Genomic DNA, 22,007 nt, shown 5'->3' with positions numbered 1-22,007 from the left:
ATTAGCTGTTTATTTGTTGTTAATTTTACAGGTTGTCTTCAAAATATCGTGTAATTTTCTCATGTAAGTGAACGCGATCTCTACCGGCAACATTATGTTTGTGGCCGGGATAAATAAACAAATCCGGATAAGTACGTGCGTCGATGCATGCTTTCATGAATGAAAGGGTATGCTGCGGCACGCAAGTATCATCATGGTCATCGTGTATAATCAATAAATGTCCTTTCAGATTGCCTGCCAGATTTTTCAAGTTGCAAGTTTGGTAACCCTCAGGATTGCTGTCGGGCGTATCCATATATCTTTCACCGTACATTACTTCGTAATACGACCAATCAATAACGGGACCACCGGCCACGCCTGTTTTGAATATATCTGGGTAACGAAGGAGCAGGGCGGTAGTCATGTGTCCTCCGAAACTCCACCCATGCGCTCCAATGCGGTTACCGTCTATATAGGGCAGGCTTTTCAGGAATTGAACTCCTTTCACCTGATCTTTTCCCTCTTCAATGCCTAAGTGGCGGAATGTACAATTTTCAAATTCCAGTCCCCGGTTATCACTGCCTCGGTTATCAAGCGTGAACACAATGTAGCCTTTGTTTGCCATATAAATATCCCATCCCCTGGCACTGTTTTGCCAAGCATTAGTGATCATTTGCGCATGCGGTCCTCCGTACACATATACAATTACCGGATATTTTAATGACGGATCAAAATTACTTGGTTTGACCATGCGGTAATACAAATCAGTCTGCTCGTCAGCAGCTTTAATAGTACCGACTTCAATGGTTGGCATCACAAATCCTTCGAATGGATTGGCCGCTGTAAGCAGGTTGATGCTTTTATTAGTTTTGATATCGATCAGGTTGATGCTTCTTGGAACCGATGTTGATGAATAGCGGTCAATCAAGTACTTGCCCGAGCGACTGACTGTGGCAGCATGCACTCCTTCTTTATTGCCAATCAGTATGCGCTTTCCGCTTTTGACGTCCAAACGATAAATGTTTTCTTGTAGCGGAGATAGTTCAGTACTGGTGAAGAATACATATTTATTTGTCTCATCAAATCCTATCAGTTCTTTAACCAGCCATTTACCGGAAGTGAGTTGTTTTAGCTGTTTCCCTTGTCTGTTGTACAAATACAAGTGGTTAAAGCCGTCTTTTTGACTTTGATAAATAAACTCGTTGCTATTCCAAGGCAGAAAAACAATGGGATGCTGAGGCTCAACGTACTTAGGATGTCTCTCTTCGAAAAGCGTTTGAATGAGCGCGCCCGTTTGTGCGTTGTACTCGCAAAGTTTGGCGTGGTTTTGATCCCGGTTAAGCTCAATTAAATAAAGACTTTTTTCGTCGGGCGACCAACTGATGTTTGTGAAATATCGATTAGTAGGGTCGCCTGTCTGGAGGTAAATACTTTTATCCGTTTGAGGATTGTAAATACCAACGGTTACCTGATGGCTGGTCATTCCTGCCATGGGATAACGTACGTTGTTGACTGTACCCACTCGTGCGGTAATGTCGACCAGCGGATACTCTGTCACCATGCGTTCATCCATGCGGTAAAATGCCAGCAGACTACCTTTAGGACTCCAAAACGTTCCTTTGCTGATGCCAAACTCATTGCGGTGTACAGACTGTCCGCAAACAATTCCTTTTTCTTCTTTAGTTACAGCTCTGGTGCTGCCATCGGCAGTAGTAACGTACAGATTGTTGTCTAAAGTATAGGCAAGTGACCTGCTTTGTTTCTCCCAATCCTCGTTACTTGCATTTTCCTTTCGTGGCTGGCTCCATTTAATTTCCTTGCTATTTATGTCTACTAAAACACGATAACCGGAGGTTGTAACCAGCATATAGGAACTCAACTCTTTATGATCGGAATAAGGAAATTCAATGTTATAAAAATGTTGAATCTTTCCCAACTGCATTGATTCAAGCAGTTGGTTGACTTCTGTTTTAGTAGCAATTACAACTTCCTTTCCGTTATTGGGTGAAACCACTTTCAGGTTTTCAATATCCGGTAGAACACAAAGGTCACCCTTCCATTGCACACCGTAAATATTTTCCGGGTAGCGGTAAGTTGCTCCTCCCGGAATTAAATCCTCTAAAGTAGGTTTCGGATTATTTTGTGCCGTCATGAAAGAAGTAAAAAATAAAGTTTGCAAAACCAGTAGTAACCTTACATACGTACCGGCATTTTTCAATAAACAGGCCATATAATCTTATCTTTCTTTGTTTCTACGGAAAGTATGTGAGCCTTGTTTCTCATTGCTTTCCTTCTTGAACTCCTTGTATTTACCTCCAAATATCTGGTATTTTCTGAATTCGCATTCTAATGCTCCATTGAAAAGAGGTACTTTACGACTGGGTTTTAACCCGATTTGGTCGAAACACTCTTCACGGTAACTTAATATCCATGCGTCGTTGTCACAGAAAGCATGTTTCAGACGTTCGCCAATCATTTGATACAACCCTAATAAATCCTTGGTTGAGATACGTTCACCATAAGGAGGGTTCATTATGATCATCGACTTCTCTTTAGGTTGCTCAAACTGCTGAAAAGGCTGTAGCTTTAATACCACGTCTTTCGAAACTCCCGCAGCCTTTACGTTGTGTATCGCTATGTCATGAGCATTCGGATTGTTATCATATCCATATATCTTATGGTTGAACTCACGCTCCTGGCTATCATCGTTGTATATTGAGTCAAACAAATCCTGATCGAAATCCACCCATTTTTCAAAGGCAAACTCTTTTCTAAAAACGCCCGGTGCAATGTTACGGGCTATTAGTGCAGCTTCAATGGGAATGGTGCCCGAGCCGCACATAGGGTCTATTAAATCGCATTCCCCTTTCCAACCACTCATCAATACCATTCCGGCAGCCAATACCTCATTCAACGGAGCTTCAACAGCCTCTTGGCGGTATCCTCTTCTGTGAAGCGATTCGCCCGATGAGTCAAGAGAAAGCGTGCAATGTGATTGTGCAATATGAATGTTAATCAATACGTCGGGTTTGTTAATACGTACAGAAGGTCTCTTTCCGTTTAAGTCACGGAAATAATCTACTATTGCATCTTTTACCTTATAGGAAACGAATTTAGAATGGCGAAACTCATCGCTGAAGACTACTGCATCAACAGCAAAGGTTTTGTTTTCATCTAAAATATCTTTCCAAGGGAAGCCCTTAACCTGTTCGTACACCTCGTCTGCATTCTTGGCGGTGAAGCTTTTGATAGGTTTTAAAATTCGGATGGCTGTACGTAAGCAAAAATTAGCTTTATAAAGCATTTCTTTGTTACCGCTGAAAGACACCATACGTCGTCCGATTGCTACGTCGTTTGCTCCTAGTGCTGTTAACTCTTCTGCCAGTACCTCTTCCAGACCCTGGAAAGTTTTAGCAATCATTTCAAAGGATTCGCTCATTAGTGATATTTACGTTGTTACTAAAATTATAAATATAAGAACTGTTCGTCAGCGAACAATTACTTTTTTGCTTTTGTTTGTACGATTCTTGATCTGGGAGGTACATCTTCCGTTACCCATATATTTCCTCCCACGGTAGCATCACGTCCCACGGTAATACGCCCTAATATTGTTGCGTTGGAATAAACAATAACATTGTCTTCCAGAATCGGATGGCGGGGGATTCCCTTGATGGGCTTTCCCTCTTCATCCAGCGGAAAGCTTTTGGCACCTAAAGTCACCCCTTGGTATAGTTTTACATTGTTTCCGATGATACTAGTTGCCCCTATCACAACACCGGTGCCGTGATCTATGGCAAAATGGTCACCAATTTCGGCAGCCGGATGAATGTCTATTCCGGTTTCGCTATGAGCCATTTCAGTTATGATTCGGGGAATTAAAGGAACCCCTAAGAGCAACAGTTCATGAGCAATGCGGTAATTGCTGATTGCTTTAATGGCCGGATAGCAGAAAATAACTTCACCAAAACTATGCGCAGCAGGGTCGCCGTTGTACGCTGCTTCAACATCCGTTGCCAGTTTCTTCCTCAAGTAAGGTAGTCTGCTTATGAATTTGGCCGCCATGCGCGATGCGTCTTCACGTTGTTTAGTTGTGCATCCATGACAATCATCCCCTCCCTCAAAGCATAATCCAGCCAGAATTTGCTCCGATAGAAGATCAAAAAGCTTTTCTGTGTTTACCCCGATGTGGTACTTTAAAGTGCGGCTATTTACTGTAGAATTTCCATAATAACCCGGAAAAAGGATGGAGCGGGCCAATTCAATGATATCACACAATACGCGTGCTGAAGGCAATGGCTCGCCGTCCTTGTGCTGGTGAAACAGTCCTTGGTATGACTCGCTTTCCGAAAGCTCATCGACTGCCTGTGTCAGGATGTGGGTGAAGTTTAATGGACTCATTATGATATCCTCGGTTAATGTTATCGGCAAAGGTAAGAATTATTGGGGATATTACAATTAAACTATGTGCATATATTTATAGCGAGCTGTTTCTTATCGCATTTTTATAGTATAAATTTACCATACTTGTGGTATTTATGATGTATTAAATAACTCATATCTTTGTATCAACATTAAAAGATAAAAATTTAAATAATGATAGATATGGGAAAGATTGCGAAAAAATTGACTGACTTAGTAGGAAATACTCCTTTGTTAGAGATTGGAAATTACAGTGCCAGTAAAGGTCTGAAGGCCAAGTTAGTAGTGAAACTCGAGAGCTTCAATCCGGTAGGCTGTGTGAAAGAACGTATTGCTTTGGCCATGATTGAAGATGCTGAAGCCAAAGGTATTTTAAAACCCGGCGTGACAATCATTGAACCTACCAGTGGCAATACCGGAATCGGACTGGCTTTTGCATCGGCTGCAAAAGGATACAAGCTTATCTTGACGATGCCCGATACCATGAGCGTGGAGCGACGTAATCTTCTAAAAGCATTTGGCGCCCATTTAGTGCTCACGCCCGGTGCCAATGGCATGAAAGGTGCTATTGCCAGGGCAGAAGAACTTCGTGAGGAAACTCCCGATTCAATTATTCTGCAACAGTTTGAGAACCCTGCCAACCCCGCCATTCATGAAAAAACAACCGGTGAAGAGATATGGAATGATACCGACGGTCTGGTTGATGTGTTTGTGGCTGGTGTAGGTACAGGAGGTACTGTTAGCGGCGTAGGAGCGGCTTTGAAGCGACACAACCCGGCTGTGCAGATTGTTGCTGTTGAACCGGCCGACTCTCCTGTGCTTTCAGGAGGAAATCCCGGACCGCATAAAATACAGGGAATAGGTGCGGGCTTTGTTCCCAAGACTTATAACCCGGCAGTGGTTGATTTAATCAAACAAGTTCAGAATGATGATGCCATTCGTACCAGTCGCGAGCTAGCTGCAAAAGAAGGATTATTAGTTGGAATCTCTTCCGGAGCTGCTGTATGGGCGGCAGCCGAGTTGGCTAAACTGCCTGAATATGAAGGTAAAACGATTGTTGCTTTATTGCCTGATACTGGCGAACGTTACTTATCAACTATTCTTTACGCATTCGAGGAATATCCATTATAGTATTTAGTTCTTTTTTCCTCTTTATTTGTTTGTTGGTTTTACGAGCCCCTCTGTTTGAAGAGAGGCTCGTATTTTAATTTGAGCGGGGTACGTCCAACCAGCCTGCTTATGCGATTTATTTTGCTGGTGAACAATTCTCGTCTCCACCCGGGTGTACACACTTTGTACACCCCCATGTACAGATACTATACATCCGGGTGTACAACATCTGTACACCCGGGTGTATATGAAGTTTTGCAACGAGCAAAATAAAATAAAGCCGGTTTGCTATTGCTTATAATGCGGAACCGCATATTCTTTAGCACTGACCTGATCAATAGGAATCTCCCATATTTTGACGTTTTTAACGGCAGGATCGGAGTAGATGAACTCACGGTCTATGTAATGCTTCATGATGATATCCAACGCCTGTCGCTTTTCATCTAGGTCTTCAATAAAGCCCACCTTTCCTCTGCATATCACACTCTTTGCTTTCATCCGGTAGCTACAAGCTACTTGCGGATGTTGAAATACCAATTCGTGATCAATGCTGAAAGTGATACATACCTTATTATTTTTGTTGAGCATATCAATGGAGCTGCCGGTAGGCCCCGAATGGAGATAGATAACCCCATCCTGATACCCGAAATTCATCGGGATAACGTACGGATCACCTTCCAGGTCGGTAATACCCACATAGCAAATGTCACAGCGTGAAATAATCTCTTCAACTCTTTCTTTGTCTTCAATAATAATTGTCTTCATTATCTCTTTTCTTCTACCAATGCAAAATCCAACTGCTTTTTCTCCAAATTGGCACGGGCAACTTTCACTGTTATGGCATCGCCCAAGCTGTACATACGGTTCTTCCTTCTTCCTCGCAAACAGTAGTTCTTTTCATCAAACTCATAGTAATCATCGTCCAGATCGCGCATAGGGATCATTCCTTCGCATTTGTTTTCGTTGAGTTCCACGTAGAGTCCCCATTCGGTAACTCCCGAAATAACTCCGTCGAAGATTTGTCCCAAACGTTCACTCATGAACTCTACTTGTTTGTATTTAATAGATGCTCGTTCGGCATTGGCAGCAATTTGTTCCATGTTTGAACTATGTTCACACAGATCTTCGTATTTGCTTTCTAATACGCTTCTTCCACCTTCTGCATATTTCGTTAACAGGCGGTGCACCATCATATCCGGAAAACGACGGATGGGAGAGGTGAAATGAGTATAGTATTCAAATGCCAGTCCGTAATGCCCAATGTTATGGGTAGAATAGCGAGCCTTCTGCATGGCTCTGATAGAAACTGTCTCTATTAAGTTCTCCTCCTTTTTTCCTTGAATGTCATCCAACAGATGATTAATTGATTTCGACACATCGCTTTTGCTTCCTGATGTGCGTAGTTTGTAACCAAAACGGGCGATAAACTGTGCTAGGTTGTCCAGCTTTTCAGGGTCGGGAAGATCGTGAATTCGATAGGGAAAGACTTTTGCTTTTTTATTTCTGGGTACTTTTCCTATTTCTTCTGCTACGGTTTTGTTGGCGAGCAACATGAACTCCTCAACCAGTTTATTGGCATCTTTTGACTCTTTGAAGTAAACGCTTACCGGTTTTCCTTTATCATCTATTTCGAATTTAACCTCATAACGGTCAAAATTAATAGCTCCCGATGAGAATCGTTTATCCCTCAGCGCTTTGGCAATCTTGTCGAGCATCAGCACTTCTTCTTTAAAATCGCCCTCTTTGGTTTCGATAATTTGCTGTGCCTCTTCGTACGTAAAGCGGCGGTCAGAGTTAATAACGGTGTGAACGATTCTGGAGTTCTTCACCTCGCCTTTTTCGGTGATATCGAATATAACAGAATACGATAACTTTTCTTCGTTAGGTCTCAACGAGCAGATGAAGTTACAAAGACGCTCCGGTAACATGGGAATTGTGCGGTCAACCAAATACACCGAAGTGGCTCTTTTTTCTGCTTCTTTGTCGATGATGCTTCCTTCCTGAACATAATGGGTTACATCGGCAATGTGCACTCCCACTTCCCATAATCCCTCTTTGATGGAGCGTATGGATAGTGCATCGTCAAAGTCTTTGGCGTCTTTGGGGTCTATGGTGAAGGTAGTTACCTTCCTGAAATCTTCTCTTCGGGCAATTTCTTCTTCCGAGATTTCGGCAGGAATTTTGTCTGCTGCTTTTTCAACAGCCTCCGGATATACGTATGGCAGTCCGAATTCAGCTAAGATGGCGTGCATCTCGGTGGTATTATCACCGGCTTTTCCCAAGATGTCAATGACTTGTCCTATGGGGTTCTTGGCTTTGTCTGGCCACTCAACTATCTTAACAACAGCTTTGTCGCCGGTCTTTCCGCCTTTCAACTTTTCTTTCGGAATGAAGATGTCGTTGGCTAATGTGCGGTTTTCGGTAACAAGGAATGCATAAGAGTTGGCAACCTCCAATGTTCCTACAAATGTATCGTTGGCACGTTCGAGTATTTCAACCACCTCACCCTCTGCGTCATGGTTTTTGCGCTTGGCATAAAAAACGATTTTTACTTTGTCGTTATTCATGGCGTGGGCCGAATTTCGTTCGGCTATGAATATCGGATCGCCTCCTTCATCGGGTATGAACGAGTTCTTACCATTGCTTTTGCGTTGAAAAGTACCGGTCAGTTCTTTGCCGTGATCATTTAGCCGGAATTTGTTTTTGTCAACCTCGGTTATGTAGTCGCCGTCTTTCAACTCGTTTAATATATCAATGCAGAGCATTTTAAGGGGATGAGTAGTCATTTTAAGCTCTGAGAAAATAAATTTCAGACTCAGTGCTTCCGTCGGTTTGCTATGAAAAAAGTTCATCAGTATGTTCACCAGATCTTTTTTCTTCATTCGTTTACCGGCTTTTTTCTCTTTATTTTTTGCCATGTGTAAATCTTTTAAATAACTTGCTTGTACAAAGTAAACAAAATATTGTTTTCGATGGTTCTGAATTGAACTAAAACTTGCCGTTTTCTCTCAAAATAGGGGGAAAACGGCCCAATAATTTGATTAATGTTTATCTTTGTAAGCGTTTTTATTAAAAGAATCGGTTGATGAAGAATATTTTGATTACAGGAGCGAGCGGTTTCATCGGTAGTTTTATTGTGGAAGAAGCTCTGAAAAAAGGCTTGTCTGTATGGGCAGGTGTGAGACCCACAAGCAGTAAGGCCTATTTGAAACAGGAGGAATTGCATTTTATCTCGTTTGATTTTGATGATTCTGACAAGCTCAGAGAGCAGCTTCTTTTGTTTAAGCAACAGGAAGGCGGATTTGATTATATTGTTCATTGTGCCGGTGTAACCAAATGTGTTCATCAGTCTGACTTTGACCGGGTGAATTATTGGCAAACCAAGCGGTTTGTTGATTTGCTTTGTGAGCTGCAAATGGTTCCTACACAGTTCATACATATCAGTACGCTGAGTGTATTTGGTCCTATTCACGAAGAAACGTACCAGCCTATTGTGGAACAAGATAGGCCCCAACCCAATACGGCTTACGGAATGAGTAAGCTGAAGGCGGAACAACACTTGCAGCAATTACCCGATTTTCCTTACGTCATTTTACGCCCAACGGGTGTGTACGGTCCGCGCGAGAGAGATTATTTCATGATGGCCCAATCCATTAAAAAACATCTTGACTTTTCGGTGGGCTATAAGAAGCAGGATCTGACTTTTATATATGTGAAAGACATAGTGCAGGCTGTTTTTCTGACTATTGAGAAGGGTGTTAAGCAACGAAGCTATTTTTTATCGGACGGCAAGGTGTACAGTAGTCGCACTTTTTCCGAATTAATTCAGAAAGAATTATGTATTTCTTTTGTAATACGTATTAAATGTCCATTAATAATTTTAAAAGTTATATCTTTGCTCGCTGAATTTTTTGCAGGCATCTCTGGCAAGAGTAGTACGCTTAATTCGGACAAATTTAAAATAATGAAACAAAGGAACTGGCAATGTGATATTACTCCGCTGGTTAATGAACTGGGTTACAAACCCGAGTTCGATTTACAGAAAGGTGTCAAAGAGACAATTGCTTGGTATAAGAAAGAAGGATGGCTTTAAACTTATTTACTAGGGTAAACTCCCGCAAAGGGTTGTTTGCTGTTGAGAAGGTTACACTGATCTATAATCTGCTAACCTCCGTTTTGATACTTTTCATCTTCCAAAGAATGGACCACCCGCTTGTTATGTTAACCGAAAGAGCTGTCATAGCAGGAGTAACCTTTTTGCTGATGTATCTTTACAGGCTGGCTCCTTGTAAGATGACAGCTTTCATCCGAATGGCTGTACAAATGAGCTTGCTGTCTTATTGGTATCCTGATACCTTTGAGTTCAACAGGGTGTTTCCTAACCTGGATCATCTGTTTGCCTCTGCAGAACAATGGTTGTTTGGTTGTCAGCCGGCTGTGATGTTTAATTATTACCTGCCCCAGATGTGGGTGAGCGAACCTTTTAATATGGGATACTTCGCTTATTATCCCATGATTTTAATTGTAGCGATGTACTATTTTGTTTTTCGTTTTGAGTTATTCGAAAAGCTTTCGTTTGTTCTGGTGACATCGTTTTTTGTCTATTACCTTATTTATATATTTGTGCCGGTGGCCGGTCCGCAATTTTATTTCCCGGCTATTGGTGCCGACAATGTAGCTAAAGGCATTTTCCCTTCCATTGGCGACTATTTTAATCATCACGTAGAGTTGCTTCCGGGACCGGGCTATGAACACGGCTTTTTCTATAATCTGGTTGAAGCTTCTCAGCAAGTGGGCGAGCGTCCAACAGCGGCCTTTCCCAGTTCGCATGTGGGAATTTCTACCATCCTGATGATTATGTCCTGGCGTGCCAGCAAGAAACTATTTGGCTTCCTGTTGCCTTTCTATGTATTACTTTGCGGAGCTACAGTGTATATTCAGGCTCATTATCTCATCGATTCTATAGCAGGTTTCGTTTCTGCCTTTATGCTATATATATTGGTAACCAAGATGTTTAAGAAGTGGTTTGCCGTTCCAATGTTCAAGTATCAGCCGCGCCACATAGCACCTGAACCTCAATAACAATAGATGTAAAGCCCCATAACCTATATTCTATCTTGCATAAGAATATAGGTTATGGGGACTTCAATACATCGTTTACTCGCTTACTTCGGCGGGTTTTATCGTTTCAAAGATCTCGAAAAGTTCTTTTACCGATTCGGTGCGTAGCATGGCAATGCGTGTTTCCCTGAAGTTGGGTATGCCTTTAAATAAAGGAGTCGCTGCCAGGTGTCGACGAATGTGAACAATGCCTCTTCTTTCATCCAAACGTTCCACGCTGTTTAATACTTCTTCACGCAAAACCTGCATTTTCCATTCGAAAGATAAAGACGTGAGCTCTTCGCCGGTTTCCAGGTAATGCTTTATTTCCTTGAATATCCACGGACGCCCAATGCTGCCACGACCAATCATGACGGCATCTACTCCATATTTATCGAAGCATTCCTTGGCACGTTGCGGCGTGGTTACGTCACCATTTCCTATAATGGGAATGTGCATACGAGGGTTGTTCTTCACGTCACCTATCAAGGTCCAGTCGGCCTCACCCGTATACATCTGTGCCCGCGTGCGTCCGTGAATGGTTAAGGCTGCAATGCCACAATCTTGAAGTCTTTCGGCAAGATCAACAATGATCTTACTGTTGGCATCCCATCCCAAACGCGTTTTTACGGTAACCGGAACCTTAACGGATTCGACTACAGCGCGGGTTATTTCCAACATTTTAGGTACGTTTTGCAACATGCCCGATCCGGCTCCCTTTCCGGCTACCTTTTTGACCGGACAGCCAAAGTTAATATCCAGAATATCGGGACAAGCCGCTTCGGCAATTTGGGCTGCGCCAACCATTGCGTCCGTTTCTCTACCGTATATTTGTATAGCCACCGGTCTCTCTTCATCACAAATGGAGAGCTTTTGAGTGGTTTTGTTGACTAATCGTATCAATGCATCGCTTGATATGAACTCGGTATACACCATATCTGCACCAAATTTTTTGCACATCAAACGGAAGGCCGGATCGGTAACATCTTCCATCGGAGCAAGAAATATGGGACGGTCGCCTAGTTCTATGTTTCCAATTTTCATAATCTACTATTGTTTAGGCTGCAAAAATAAGGAAAAAAAGGCTACCTTTGTGCCCTTAACCTTTAAGTTTTATATGAGTGAGGGGCTGTTTAACTACCTCTAACAAGCTGCAAACGACTTAATAGGACTTGGGTGCATAGTAATTTAATGATATTAAAATGATAAAAGACTTCGAAATAATGGCTCCTGTAGGATCACGGGAGTCTCTTTCCGCTGCCATTCAGGCAGGAGCAGATTCTATTTACTTCGGTATAGAGAACCTGAATATGCGTTCGCGCTCGGCCAGCGCTTTTACGATTGATGATTTGCGTGAAATAGCCGGTGTGTGCAACGATCATGGCATGAAGAGTTACCTGACGGTGAACGTGATTATTTATGATAATGATATGGAGCAGATGCGCACCATTGTGCGGGCGGCCAAAGAAGCGGGCATTTCGGCTGTCATTGCCAGTGATGTATCTGTCATGAACTTTGCCAGAAGCATCGGTCAGGAGGTGCATTTATCTACTCAGCTTAACATTACGAATATTGAGTCGCTGAAATTCTATGCTTTATTTGCGGATGTTGTTGTCTTGGCTCGTGAGTTGAATCTGGATCAGGTTGCCGAAATTTATCGTCAGATAAAGGAGGAGAATATATGTGGCCCCAACGGGGAGCTGATTCGTATTGAAATGTTCTGTCACGGCGCTTTGTGCATGGCTGTGTCTGGTAAATGTTATCTTTCTTTGCATGAGATGAACAGTTCTGCCAATCGGGGTGCTTGCATGCAGGTGTGTCGCAGAGGCTACACGGTGCGCGACAAAGATACTGATGTGGAGCTGGAAATAGATAACGAATACATCATGTCGCCCAAAGATCTTAAAACGATTCATTTCATGAACAAGATGATGGATGCGGGGGTGAAGGTGTTTAAGATTGAGGGCAGGGCGCGCGGTCCCGAATACGTTAAAACGGTAGTTGAATGTTATAAAGAGGCCATTCAGGCATGTGTTGACGGGCAATTTACCGACGAGAAAATCGCGGCTTGGGACGAACGTTTACGCACAGTGTTTAACCGTGGGTTCTGGGACGGATACTACTTGGGGCAAAGGTTAGGCGAATGGAGCAAAAATTATGGGTCCGAAGCTACCGAGAAGAAAGTCTACGTAGGTAAGGGTATTAAATATTTTAGTAACATAGGCGTTGCCGAGTTTCAGGTTGAAGCTGCCGAATTGAAAGTGGGAGATAAAATCTTGATTACCGGTCCAACAACCGGTGCGGTTTATGCCATGCTTGATGAGGCCAGAGTGGATTTGAAACCTGTTGATACGGTGAAGCAGGGCGAGCGTTTCTCATTTAAGATTGCCGATAAAATAAGACCGAGTGATAAGCTTTTCAAATTAATTCCGACGGAGGAGCTGAAGGCTGCTAAGAAAAGAAAGGAACAATAATTCTCATCAATCAGAATCTCAATACTATGAACAAATACATTTATGAACTGACTTTGAAGGTGCGTGATTACGAGTGCGATTTACAAGGTATTGTGAATAATGCAAATTATCAGCATTACTTAGAGCATACCCGTCATGAGTTTCTCTTGTCGGCTGGTGTGTCATTTGCCGATTTGCATACTCAAGGCATCGATCCGGTTGTAGCGCGCATTACGATTTCTTTTAAAACTCCATTGAAGAGTGGCGATCAGTTTGTTTCTAAACTCTATCTGAAGAAAGAAGGAATCAAATACGTCTTTTATCAGGATATATTTCGAAAAGAAGATAACAAAATAGTCGTAAAAGCCGTAGTCGATACGGTTTGTGTGGTGAATGGTCGTCTCACACAGAGTGAGGTGTTCGATAAGTTATTTGCTCCTTATTTGAGGAACGATGACTGATCAGGAACGGATTTGTAGCATCGCTTTGACTCAGATAGCAGGCATCGGACCTGTTTGGGCGCGTAACCTGATTCAGGCAATGGGAAGTGCGGTTGATGTTTTTGACCGCCGCAAAGAGGTTCCCGAAGTCATGAAAGGGGTTGCAGGTGCCCGGGTGGTTGAAGCCTTGAATTGTCCGCAAGCGCTGACTAGGGCTGAAGCGGAATATGAGTTCGTGGTGAAAAACCACTTGAAGTGTATCACAATGGGGGAAGAAGAGTATCCGTCTCGCTTGCGTGAGTGCGATGATGCTCCTATTGTACTTTATTATAAAGGAAATGCCTCGTTGAATCCGGCGCATGCTGTTAGCTTGGTTGGTACCCGGCATGCAACAGATTATGGTAAAAATCTATGTTTGCGTTTCATGCGTGATTTGGTGGAGATGGTTCCCGATGTACTGATTGTAAGCGGATTGGCTTATGGCATTGATATTCATGCTCACCGAGCAGCGCTGGAATACAACTTGTCTACCATTGGGGTCTTGGCTCACGGATTAGATCGTATCTATCCGTCGGTGCACCGCAAAACAGCTGTCGATATGATTGCTCGGGGCGGACTGCTCACTGAGTTTATGAGTGGAACGACTCCCGACCGATATAATTTTGTTAGTCGCAACCGAATTGTTGCAGGGATTTGTGATGCAACCATCGTGGTTGAGTCGGCAGCAAAAGGTGGATCGCTGATCACGGCAGACATAGCCGAAAGTTATCACCGTGATTGTTTTGCTTTTCCGGGAAGAAGTGAAGATGAATATTCAAAAGGTTGTAATCAGCTGATTCGAGATAATAAGGCTACTTTGATACAATCTGCCGAGGACTTTGTACGTGCCATGTGTTGGGATGTGAAAGCTACTCCCAGTCCGGAAGCTATTCAGCGTACTTTGTTTCCCGATCTTTCCGCTGATGAATGTGCTATTGTGTCTAAGCTGGAAGAGGGAAGCCAGCAAATCAACTCGCTTGTTGTAGCCACCGATATTCCGGTTAATCGAATGAATTCTCTTTTATTTGAAATGGAAATGAAAGGGATTATCTCGCTCCAAGCCGGTGGAATATATAAACTGCTCACATGATTATAAAAAAATAGGAAGAGAACATTCAAGCTCTCTTCCTATTATCATTTATGATTTCGCTACTAGAGCTTAATCCTTAAGTTTGGCAGAAATAAATTCACGATTCAACCGTGCAATATTACTGATAGAGATGTTTTTCGGGCATTCAGCCTCACAAGCACGCGTGTTTGTGCAGTTACCAAATCCTAATTCATCCATTTTAGAAACCATGGCTTTTGCACGGCGAGCTGCTTCTACTTTTCCTTGAGGAAGTAAAGCCAGCTGACTTACCTTAGCCGAAAGGAACAGCATGGCCGAACCATTCTTGCAAGCAGCAACGCAAGCACCACAACCTATACATGAAGCAGAATCCATCGCTTCGTCGGCTATTTCCTTTGATATAAGTATAGCATTGGCATCTTGAGGAGCACCGGTATTGATATTCACATATCCTCCGGCTTGCATAATTTTGTCGAACGCTGTGCGGTCAACCATCAAATCACGGATAACAGGGAATCCTGCAGAACGCCAAGGTTCAACAGTGATTGTGTCTCCGTCTTCGAAACGACGCATGTACATCTGACAAGTGGTAGCACCGGTTGCAGGACCGTGAGGATGTCCGTTGATGTATAAAGAACACATACCGCAAATACCTTCGCGACAGTCGTGATCAAATACAATAGGTTCTTTTCCCTCGTTAATCAGGTCTTCATTTAAGATATCTAGCATTTCAAGAAATGAAGTATCTCCCGGGATATCTTTCATTTGATATGTTTCAAAAGCACCTTTTGCTTTAGGGCCTTTCTGACGCCATACCTTGAGCGTAAATGATATATTTTTTTCCATTGTATGTTATGCTTTATAGTTACGGGTTTGTACCTTCACAAACTGATAGTTAAGATCTTCCTTGATTAATTCAGGAGCAGAATCTTCGCCGGTGTATTTCCAGCAAGATACATAAGAGAAGTTTGCGTCATCACGAAGAGCCTCACCTTCGGGTGTTTGGAATTCTTCACGGAAGTGACCACCGCAAGATTCTTCACGATTCAAGGCGTCTGTAGCCATCAGCATTCCAACTTCTATAAAGTCTGACAGGCGGAGAGCTTTTTCAAGTTCAATGTTTAACTCATTTACATCTCCGGGGATGCGTACGTTAGCCCAGAAGTCTTTTTTAACCTCTTTGATTCCGTCCAATGCTTTCTGCAAAGATTCTTTTGTACGAGCCATACCTACGAAATCCCACATAATGTGACCTAGTTTCTTGTGGATTGAGTCAACAGAATGCTTGCCGTTAACAGCTTTAATCTTATTGATTTTCTCAACAACAGCTTTTTCTGTTTCAACAAACTCAGGAAGATCAGTAGAGAAACGTGGAACCTGAATCTGATCTGCCAAATAGTTCTGTATAGTATATGGAAGTACAAAATAACCATCAGCCAAACCTTGCATTAATGCAGAAGCTCCCAAACGGTTTGCACCGTGATCTGAGAAGTTACATTCACCGATAGCGAAAAGTCCGGGAATAGAAGTCATTAATTCGTAATCAACCCAGATACCACCCATTGTATAGTGAATAGCAGGGAAAATCATCATCGGAGTTTTATATGGGTTCTCGTCAGTGATTTCTTCATACATATCGAAAAGATTACCATAACGAGCACGAACCACGTCTTCACCCAAACGGTCAATAGCATACTTGAAATCAAGGTATACAGCCAAGCCTGTATTGTTTACACCGAAACCAGCGTCACAACGTTCTTTGGCAGCACGGGAAGCTACATCACGTGGAACCAAGTTTCCGAATGCGGGATAACGACGTTCCAAATAGAAATCGCGGTCTTCGTCAGGAATATCTGTTGCTTTTTTGGTTCCAGCCTGAAGAGCTTTGGCATCTTCCAGCTTTTTGGGAACCCAGATACGTCCGTCGTTACGAAGTGATTCTGACATTAACGTCAGCTTTGATTGTTTGTCGCCGTGTACGGGGATACAAGTAGGGTGAATCTGTGCGTAACAAGGGTTAGCAAAGTAAGCTCCCTTTTTGTAACATTGAATGGCAACCGAACCGTTAGATCCCATCGCATTTGTTGAAAGGAAGAAAGCGTTTCCATAACCTCCGGTGCCAATAACAACAGCGTGAGCAGAGAATCTTTCAATCTCTCCCGTAACCAAGTTACGAGCTATGATTCCGCGGGCACGACCCTCAATAACTACCAAATCAAGCATTTCATAGCGGGTGAAAAGCTTCACGTTGCCTTTGTGTACCTGACGGCTTAATGCAGAATAAGCACCTAACAACAACTGTTGTCCGGTCTGACCTTTTGCATAAAACGTACGCGAAACCTGAGCTCCACCGAAAGAGCGGTTGTCAAGTGTGCCACCGTAATCACGTGCAAAGGGAACTCCTTGAGCCACACATTGGTCAATGATGGCATTCGAAACCTCTGCCAGACGGTAAACGTTAGCTTCGCGAGCGCGGTAATCACCTCCTTTTATCGTATCGTAAAATAAACGGTAAACAGAGTCACCGTCGTTCTGATAATTCTTAGCAGCATTGATACCACCTTGCGCTGCAATTGAGTGAGCACGACGTGGTGAATCTTGAATGCAAAAGTTGAAAACCTTGAATCCCATTTCGCCTAAAGAAGCTGCTGCCGATGCACCTGCAAGTCCTGTACCAACAACGATAATGTCCAGACGACGCTTGTTAGCCGGGTTTACAAGTTTTTGATGAGCTTTATAGTTACTCCATTTCTCAGCCAATTGGCCTTCAGGAATTTTTGAATCTATCTTAGTCATAATGCTTTAACAATTTAATGATTTACAATTTGTATTACTAACAAGCTCCGCACATCAGCGATTTCAAGAAAAACACCACAACAACAAGTGCGAATCCGCCAACAATGATAGTTGAATAGATGTTTGAAACAAGCTTCCAGCGTTCAAACCAAACTTTGTTGTTCCAACCCATTGTTTGAAGTGAGCTCCAGAAACCATGAGTCAGATGGAACCACAATGCGCCTAACCACAACAAATAAAGAACTACAAACACAGGAGAACTGAATGTCTCTTTGATAAGCGCAGCTCCGTCGTGAGGATCAACTCCGGGTAGCACACCTGTGATTTCATTAAATTGCATTTTGTACCAGAAGTTAGCCAAGTGAAGTGCTAAGCCCAAAATGACAATAATACCCAGAACAAGCATGTTTTGAGAAGCCCATTCTACTGATTTTGGCTTTTCAACAACAGCATAGCGTTCACTACCACGTGCATTGCGATTCTGAATGGTTAACCAGAATGCATAAACAATGTGGATTACGAAAAGAGCAGCCAGTCCCATAGTAGCTACTAATGCGTACCAATTAGCTCCCAGGAACTTACAAACCACGTTGTAAGCATCACCACTGATGATTGCAACGAGATTCATCGCCATGTGAAATGTCAGAAACAGGATAAGGGCGAGCCCAGTGATACTCATCACCACTTTCCTTCCTACAGATGAATTACTTAACCACATAAATGATTGATTTTAAATTATTTAATTGTTAGAACTATATATTCATAATTACCTGTCTGTTTGAACCGCAAAAGTACGTGAAATACCTTGATTTAGCAAGCAATTAAAGAAATAATTCCTTAATAATGAGGGCTTGTTACCTGATTTGTATCTTTTCGCCCTGTGCTGTACGGGTTCTTAGTTCGCGAGGTGAATAACCAAAGGAAGATTTACAAAAATGAGCGAAATGCGACAAGCTATCGAAACCGTAGTTTTTGCTTACTTCGCCAACCTTTTGATTGGTGTTCTGTAGCTCATCTAAAATGGCTTTTTTCTTTTGGTTCAGTATCCATTCATAAACCGGTTCGCCGTACATATTCTTAAATAATCGTCTGAACGTGGTAGTAGAATATCCACCCAAATGTGCAAATTCTTCCACGGTTTTAACTTTGTGGTAGTTTTGCATGACGAAAACATGAAAATGCTCAATGTATTTACTGATGGGGTAGAAAAAAGCTTTCAATTGATGAATGGGGTAGTAGCAAGTAATGACAAATACCAGTTCCTGACTTTTCAAATTGATAATCTGATCGCAGGGATTGTGTTCTTCCAAGTACTCGGTTATTTGGGTCAACAAACGAGTTAACTTGTCGTTAATCTTTAATGCAGAATATGTTATGGGTGCTTCAGAATTGGTTATTATTTCATGGTAACGCTCTTCGCAAACTACCGGAAGTTTATTGAACCAGAAAACAATATATTCAACATCAGTGAGCGCTAATAATTCTATTTTTGAGTTGATTGCCTGAAGTATAAAGTCTCCCTTTTTAAGATTTGTTCCCGGATACTCGTCGCTGTTGACAAGTAGTTCGCCTTTTAAAATGAAAATCATACAATTCTGAACGCACTTCTCTGCAGGGAAATGTTTTCCTCTGATAAAGCTCCGATGAACAAGTATATCATTGGTTGCCTTTTTACACGCAGAGCAATTAGATAATCGTGCGCAGATCGAATTTGTCGGCATAAATCGCTGATGTTTCTTTTACTTTCTAAACAAAGATACATTTTTTGCGTGGTTCAATTCATAATTTTAGCATATCTTTGCCAAAAACGTATATTATAGAATAAAAATGAAAGCTTTTTTTGTATTTCTATTCTGCTTTGTATGTGTAGAAAACAGTTGTTCTCAGAACTGGGATATCAACACTTTACATAAGATAAATAGCTTGGATAGCAAATTTATCCGTCATTCATCAAAATTTATTGCCGGTTCAACTCCTTATATTGTGGTTGGATTACCCACTTGTATGGCTATATATGCGGGTCTCAACAAAGATTGCGGTCTGTTTGAAGATGCCGTGTATATCGGGACAAGTGTTATAGAGGCTTTCGCTGTTTCTTATGGCAGTAAAATATTAATTGACAGGAAACGTCCGTTTGAAAAATATCCTGATAGGGTGGATGAACAAGAACGCCCGGGTGATCCTTCATTTCCTTCCATACATACAGCTTCGGCTTTCTCACTGGCCACCTCGTTGAGTATAAAATACCCGAAATGGTATGTTATTGCACCTTCTGCCTTATGGGCTTGTTCTGTGGGTTTTTCCCGGATGAATCAAGGAGTACATTATCCGTCGGACGTATTAGCGGGGGCAGTATTGGGTACGGGTTGCGCTTTTGCAAATGTGTATATCAATAAGTGGCTAAAAAAATGGTTACTTCCGTCGGTGAAGAAGGAAATAACCATTTGTTATTAAAGCCGCAGATGACAAAGGAAATCAGAGTCTCTTTCCGGATTTTAATATATTCTCATATTCTGTTGAGCTCAGAATTTCCAGCGCACGCTGAACACTTGGGTTGCTTTGGTTGATGACCCTGAAATACTCAGTCATATCCCATAAGTCACGGGCAATAAGTGCTTTGAGCTGTGCCTTGATTAATGGGAGTGATTGCTGATATTGTTTCTCATCAAATGTTATCTTCTCTTTATCGGCCATTTCCCTCATCTCCTTGAGTATGTCCTCACTGATTGTGAAATCCTTCTCATAGGTTTCAAATTTGTTGTATTTAGCTAAAAGAGATTTCCTATTGTTCTCAATGAATTTCATTGTTGTCTTAAGGATCACCCCTTTCGCTGCTATGTTTTGATGATACACCGTGTACTGAGTGGTATCAACAGGCACAAAGTAATCGGGCATGATTCCTCCGCCTGCGTAAACTACTCTTTTCAGTTTCTTAGTCAGGCACTTCAATGAATCGGGGAAATGAATGCTATCTGCACTAGTCATTTCTCCATTGTTATACCGATGGATCAGGTCTTGGTTGTAAGACGTGAAACTTCCGTCTTCACTTTCTTTCTCACCGGCTTTGTATGGCTTTTGAATACAACGTCCGGCCGGAGTGTAATACCGTGCAACGGTCAGGCGTATCATCGAACCATCGGGTAAGTCAATGGGGCGTTGCACCAATCCTTTTCCGAATGACCTGCGTCCTACCACAACACCACGATCCCAATCTTGGATTGCCCCGGTTACAATCTCACTGGCTGAGGCTGAGAACTCGTCAACGAGCACAATCAGTTTTCCTTTCTTGAAATCTCCGGTACCTTTAGCAAAGAACTCACTCCGTTGGGAGTTACGCCCTTCAGTATACACTATTAATTCTTTTTGTTCCAAGAATTCATTTGCTAAATCAATGGCTGCGTTCAGATAACCACCGCCATTACCTTGTAAATCAAGAATCAAATCTTTCATCCCTTTCTTCTGAAGTTCTTTGAGCGATTTATTGAATTCTTCCGCTGTAGTAGCTCCAAAACGATTGATGCGTATATAACCTGTTTTAGGTTGTATCATGTAACTTGCATCCAAACTGTAAATAGGAATTTTATCTCGTACTACCTTGAAATGCAAGGGATCTTTGATGCCTCTTCTAACAATGGTCAGGTTGACTTTTGAATCTTTAGGACCACGCAAACGACTCATAATATCCTCCGTACTCATTTTAACTCCTGCTATAGCCGTATCGTTAACAGCTACAATACGGTCTCCAGCTAAGATACCTACTTTCTCGGACGGTCCGTTACTCACCGGTTGAATGACGAATAACGTATCTTCTACCATGTTAAACTGAACGCCTATTCCTTCAAAATTTCCAACGAGCGGTTCGTTCATCTTCTTCACTTCTTGCGCGTCAGAATAGGTTGAATGCGGATCCAGTTGAGCCAGCATTTTAATAATTGCCTCTTCAACCAGCTTGTTTTCATCGACTTTATCTACATAAAGATTGGTGATGGCAAATTGCGCCATTTGCAATTTGCGCGATGCATCCGTCCCAAAGTTCTGGCCACTGGCCGTTTGAGCAGAGATAACTCCCCCAATGATAGCAATAAAAAAAAGAGCCTTATCAAGCGCAAGGCTCTTTATGATGTTTTTCTGTTTCATGTCCTACAATTTACAATTCCAGTCCTTCGGGAATGAAGGCGCTTATATCTTTGTCATAACTTAATAATTCGCGTACAATGGTTGAGCTTATACAAGTCAGTTCCGGTTCGGTAAATAATAAGATTGTTTCAATGCCTGCCAGTTTTCTGTTGATGTCGGCTATGGTCTCTTCGTATTCGAAATCTTTTACCGTTCGTATACCTCTCACAATAAATTTAGCTTCCACTTTCTGGGCGAAGTCAATGGTCAGGCAGTCGTATGTCATTACTTTGATTCGAGGTTCTGCTTTATAGAATTTCTGAATCATGTCTAACCTTTTTTGTATGGGGAAATAAGTGTTTTTATTTTCATTGATACCAATGCCAATAACCACTTCATCCATAAAGGTAAGCGCTCTTCTCACAACGGAATAATGTCCGATAGTAAAGGGATCAAATGTTCCCGGAAATATGGCTCTGTTCATTC

General features: G+C 42.2%; 19 protein-coding genes. 7 read left to right on the top strand and 12 right to left on the bottom strand.

Annotated features, from left to right (window positions below):
* Positions 1 to 25: 25 nt before the first annotated feature.
* Genes C511_RS0100650 through epsC form a run of 3 tightly spaced genes read right to left on the bottom strand, consistent with a single transcriptional unit; the run spans position 26 to position 4,377 of the window.
* A complete protein-coding gene (locus C511_RS0100650) occupies positions 26 to 2,209 on the bottom strand; it encodes a S9 family peptidase (RefSeq protein ID WP_034781106.1) in 2,184 nt (727 codons plus the stop codon).
* A gap of 6 nt (positions 2,210 to 2,215) precedes the next feature.
* Entirely contained in the window at positions 2,216 to 3,418 is a 1,203-nt protein-coding gene (locus C511_RS15940) for a THUMP domain-containing class I SAM-dependent RNA methyltransferase (protein ID WP_081698244.1), read from the bottom strand.
* Positions 3,419 to 3,477: 59 nt separating this feature from the next.
* Positions 3,478 to 4,377 (bottom strand): serine O-acetyltransferase EpsC, encoded by a 900-nt coding sequence (epsC, locus tag C511_RS0100640; protein ID WP_024995987.1) that lies wholly within the window; start codon positions 4,375 to 4,377, stop codon positions 3,478 to 3,480.
* A 204-nt stretch (positions 4,378 to 4,581) separates the two neighbouring features.
* Here epsC and cysK point away from each other — a divergent pair, with 204 nt between their 5' ends.
* Positions 4,582 to 5,529 (top strand): cysteine synthase A, encoded by a 948-nt coding sequence (gene cysK, locus C511_RS0100635; protein ID WP_024995988.1) that lies wholly within the window; start codon positions 4,582 to 4,584, stop codon positions 5,527 to 5,529.
* A 267-nt stretch (positions 5,530 to 5,796) separates the two neighbouring features.
* Here the strand turns inward: cysK and C511_RS0100630 are convergent, their stop codons facing one another.
* The gene (locus C511_RS0100630) at positions 5,797 to 6,273 is read right to left on the bottom strand and encodes a pyridoxamine 5'-phosphate oxidase family protein (protein ID WP_024995989.1); all 477 of its coding nucleotides are present in this window, start codon (positions 6,271 to 6,273) and stop codon (positions 5,797 to 5,799) included.
* Positions 6,273 to 8,426: a ribonuclease R gene (gene rnr / locus C511_RS0100625; protein WP_024995990.1), complete on the bottom strand. Its 2,154-nt coding sequence runs from the start codon at positions 8,424 to 8,426 to the stop codon at positions 6,273 to 6,275. The genes C511_RS0100630 and rnr overlap by 1 nt, the downstream gene beginning before the upstream one ends.
* Positions 8,427 to 8,593: 167 nt before the next feature.
* Between rnr and C511_RS0100620 the strand changes: the two genes are divergently transcribed.
* Together C511_RS0100620 and C511_RS15935 are read left to right on the top strand one after the other, a co-directional pair.
* On the top strand, positions 8,594 to 9,601 hold the full coding sequence (locus C511_RS0100620; RefSeq protein WP_024995991.1) for an NAD-dependent epimerase/dehydratase family protein: 1,008 nt from the start codon (positions 8,594 to 8,596) through the stop codon (positions 9,599 to 9,601).
* Positions 9,592 to 10,590 carry a phosphatase PAP2 family protein gene (locus C511_RS15935; protein WP_051260420.1) on the top strand — a complete coding sequence of 333 codons (999 nt, stop codon included), beginning with the start codon at positions 9,592 to 9,594 and terminating at the stop codon, positions 10,588 to 10,590. The genes C511_RS0100620 and C511_RS15935 overlap by 10 nt, the downstream gene beginning before the upstream one ends.
* A 75-nt stretch (positions 10,591 to 10,665) precedes the next feature.
* Here C511_RS15935 and dusB read toward each other — a convergent pair whose 3' ends face one another.
* The gene (gene dusB, locus C511_RS0100610) at positions 10,666 to 11,652 is read right to left on the bottom strand and encodes a tRNA dihydrouridine synthase DusB (RefSeq protein WP_024995992.1); all 987 of its coding nucleotides are present in this window, start codon (positions 11,650 to 11,652) and stop codon (positions 10,666 to 10,668) included.
* A gap of 158 nt (positions 11,653 to 11,810) precedes the next feature.
* Between dusB and C511_RS0100605 the strand changes: the two genes are divergently transcribed.
* Genes C511_RS0100605 through dprA form a run of 3 tightly spaced genes read left to right on the top strand, consistent with a single transcriptional unit; the run spans position 11,811 to position 14,630 of the window.
* Positions 11,811 to 13,082, top strand: coding sequence for a peptidase U32 family protein (locus C511_RS0100605; RefSeq protein WP_051260419.1), 1,272 nt, complete (start codon positions 11,811 to 11,813; stop codon positions 13,080 to 13,082).
* A gap of 26 nt (positions 13,083 to 13,108) precedes the next feature.
* Complete coding sequence (locus C511_RS0100600; RefSeq protein ID WP_024995994.1) at positions 13,109 to 13,522, top strand: acyl-CoA thioesterase; 414 nt, start codon at positions 13,109 to 13,111, stop codon at positions 13,520 to 13,522.
* Positions 13,515 to 14,630: a DNA-processing protein DprA gene (gene dprA, locus C511_RS0100595; RefSeq protein ID WP_027317643.1), complete on the top strand. Its 1,116-nt coding sequence runs from the start codon at positions 13,515 to 13,517 to the stop codon at positions 14,628 to 14,630. Before C511_RS0100600 ends, dprA begins: the two co-directional genes overlap by 8 nt.
* A gap of 69 nt (positions 14,631 to 14,699) precedes the next feature.
* Here the strand turns inward: dprA and C511_RS0100590 are convergent, their stop codons facing one another.
* The 4 genes from C511_RS0100590 to C511_RS0100575 form a co-directional block, all read right to left on the bottom strand.
* Positions 14,700 to 15,455: a succinate dehydrogenase/fumarate reductase iron-sulfur subunit gene (locus C511_RS0100590; protein WP_024995995.1), complete on the bottom strand. Its 756-nt coding sequence runs from the start codon at positions 15,453 to 15,455 to the stop codon at positions 14,700 to 14,702.
* A 6-nt stretch (positions 15,456 to 15,461) separates the two neighbouring features.
* Complete coding sequence (locus C511_RS0100585; protein WP_027317642.1) at positions 15,462 to 17,405, bottom strand: fumarate reductase/succinate dehydrogenase flavoprotein subunit; 1,944 nt, start codon at positions 17,403 to 17,405, stop codon at positions 15,462 to 15,464.
* A gap of 37 nt (positions 17,406 to 17,442) precedes the next feature.
* On the bottom strand, positions 17,443 to 18,123 hold the full coding sequence (locus C511_RS0100580; RefSeq protein WP_024995996.1) for a fumarate reductase: 681 nt from the start codon (positions 18,121 to 18,123) through the stop codon (positions 17,443 to 17,445).
* 136 nt (positions 18,124 to 18,259) lie between these two features.
* The gene (locus C511_RS0100575) at positions 18,260 to 19,126 is read right to left on the bottom strand and encodes a helix-turn-helix transcriptional regulator (RefSeq protein ID WP_024995997.1); all 867 of its coding nucleotides are present in this window, start codon (positions 19,124 to 19,126) and stop codon (positions 18,260 to 18,262) included.
* 106 nt (positions 19,127 to 19,232) lie between these two features.
* Here C511_RS0100575 and C511_RS0100570 point away from each other — a divergent pair, with 106 nt between their 5' ends.
* Entirely contained in the window at positions 19,233 to 19,859 is a 627-nt protein-coding gene (locus C511_RS0100570) for a phosphatase PAP2 family protein (RefSeq protein WP_027317641.1), read from the top strand.
* Positions 19,860 to 19,880: 21 nt separating this feature from the next.
* On the opposite strand, the gene C511_RS0100565 is transcribed toward C511_RS0100570, so the two are convergent.
* Both C511_RS0100565 and coaD read right to left on the bottom strand, forming a co-directional pair.
* Positions 19,881 to 21,542: a S41 family peptidase gene (locus tag C511_RS0100565; RefSeq protein WP_051260418.1), complete on the bottom strand. Its 1,662-nt coding sequence runs from the start codon at positions 21,540 to 21,542 to the stop codon at positions 19,881 to 19,883.
* 10 nt (positions 21,543 to 21,552) lie between these two features.
* Positions 21,553 to 22,005: a pantetheine-phosphate adenylyltransferase gene (gene coaD / locus C511_RS0100560; protein WP_024996000.1), complete on the bottom strand. Its 453-nt coding sequence runs from the start codon at positions 22,003 to 22,005 to the stop codon at positions 21,553 to 21,555.
* Positions 22,006 to 22,007: the final 2 nt, after the last annotated feature.

Origin of the sequence: Bacteroides graminisolvens DSM 19988 = JCM 15093, assembly GCF_000428125.1 — a bacterium.
In the GTDB taxonomy this organism is placed as follows: domain Bacteria; phylum Bacteroidota; class Bacteroidia; order Bacteroidales; family Bacteroidaceae; genus Bacteroides; species Bacteroides graminisolvens.
Note: the sequence above shows the minus strand (reverse complement) of the source record. Positions and strands in the feature narration are given on the sequence as shown.

What these genes read in the sequence shown, in the direction of transcription:
- coaD (WP_024996000.1), bottom strand. Translation starts at nt 22,005, where the DNA reads ATGAACAGAGCCATATTTCCGGGAACATTTGATCCCTTTACTATCGGA.
- C511_RS15940 (WP_081698244.1), bottom strand. Translation starts at nt 3,418, where the DNA reads ATGAGCGAATCCTTTGAAATGATTGCTAAAACTTTCCAGGGTCTGGAA.
- C511_RS0100585 (WP_027317642.1), bottom strand. Translation starts at nt 17,405, where the DNA reads ATGACTAAGATAGATTCAAAAATTCCTGAAGGCCAATTGGCTGAGAAA.
- C511_RS0100570 (WP_027317641.1), top strand. Translation starts at nt 19,233, where the DNA reads ATGAAAGCTTTTTTTGTATTTCTATTCTGCTTTGTATGTGTAGAAAAC.
- cysK (WP_024995988.1), top strand. Translation starts at nt 4,582, where the DNA reads ATGGGAAAGATTGCGAAAAAATTGACTGACTTAGTAGGAAATACTCCT.
- C511_RS0100600 (WP_024995994.1), top strand. Translation starts at nt 13,109, where the DNA reads ATGAACAAATACATTTATGAACTGACTTTGAAGGTGCGTGATTACGAG.
- C511_RS0100605 (WP_051260419.1), top strand. Translation starts at nt 11,811, where the DNA reads ATGATAAAAGACTTCGAAATAATGGCTCCTGTAGGATCACGGGAGTCT.
- dprA (WP_027317643.1), top strand. Translation starts at nt 13,515, where the DNA reads ATGACTGATCAGGAACGGATTTGTAGCATCGCTTTGACTCAGATAGCA.
- C511_RS15935 (WP_051260420.1), top strand. Translation starts at nt 9,592, where the DNA reads ATGGCTTTAAACTTATTTACTAGGGTAAACTCCCGCAAAGGGTTGTTT.
- C511_RS0100630 (WP_024995989.1), bottom strand. Translation starts at nt 6,273, where the DNA reads ATGAAGACAATTATTATTGAAGACAAAGAAAGAGTTGAAGAGATTATT.
- C511_RS0100565 (WP_051260418.1), bottom strand. Translation starts at nt 21,542, where the DNA reads ATGAAACAGAAAAACATCATAAAGAGCCTTGCGCTTGATAAGGCTCTT.
- dusB (WP_024995992.1), bottom strand. Translation starts at nt 11,652, where the DNA reads ATGAAAATTGGAAACATAGAACTAGGCGACCGTCCCATATTTCTTGCT.
- rnr (WP_024995990.1), bottom strand. Translation starts at nt 8,426, where the DNA reads ATGGCAAAAAATAAAGAGAAAAAAGCCGGTAAACGAATGAAGAAAAAA.
- C511_RS0100580 (WP_024995996.1), bottom strand. Translation starts at nt 18,123, where the DNA reads ATGTGGTTAAGTAATTCATCTGTAGGAAGGAAAGTGGTGATGAGTATC.
- C511_RS0100590 (WP_024995995.1), bottom strand. Translation starts at nt 15,455, where the DNA reads ATGGAAAAAAATATATCATTTACGCTCAAGGTATGGCGTCAGAAAGGC.
- C511_RS0100575 (WP_024995997.1), bottom strand. Translation starts at nt 19,126, where the DNA reads ATGCCGACAAATTCGATCTGCGCACGATTATCTAATTGCTCTGCGTGT.
- C511_RS0100650 (WP_034781106.1), bottom strand. Translation starts at nt 2,209, where the DNA reads ATGGCCTGTTTATTGAAAAATGCCGGTACGTATGTAAGGTTACTACTG.
- C511_RS0100620 (WP_024995991.1), top strand. Translation starts at nt 8,594, where the DNA reads ATGAAGAATATTTTGATTACAGGAGCGAGCGGTTTCATCGGTAGTTTT.
- epsC (WP_024995987.1), bottom strand. Translation starts at nt 4,377, where the DNA reads ATGAGTCCATTAAACTTCACCCACATCCTGACACAGGCAGTCGATGAG.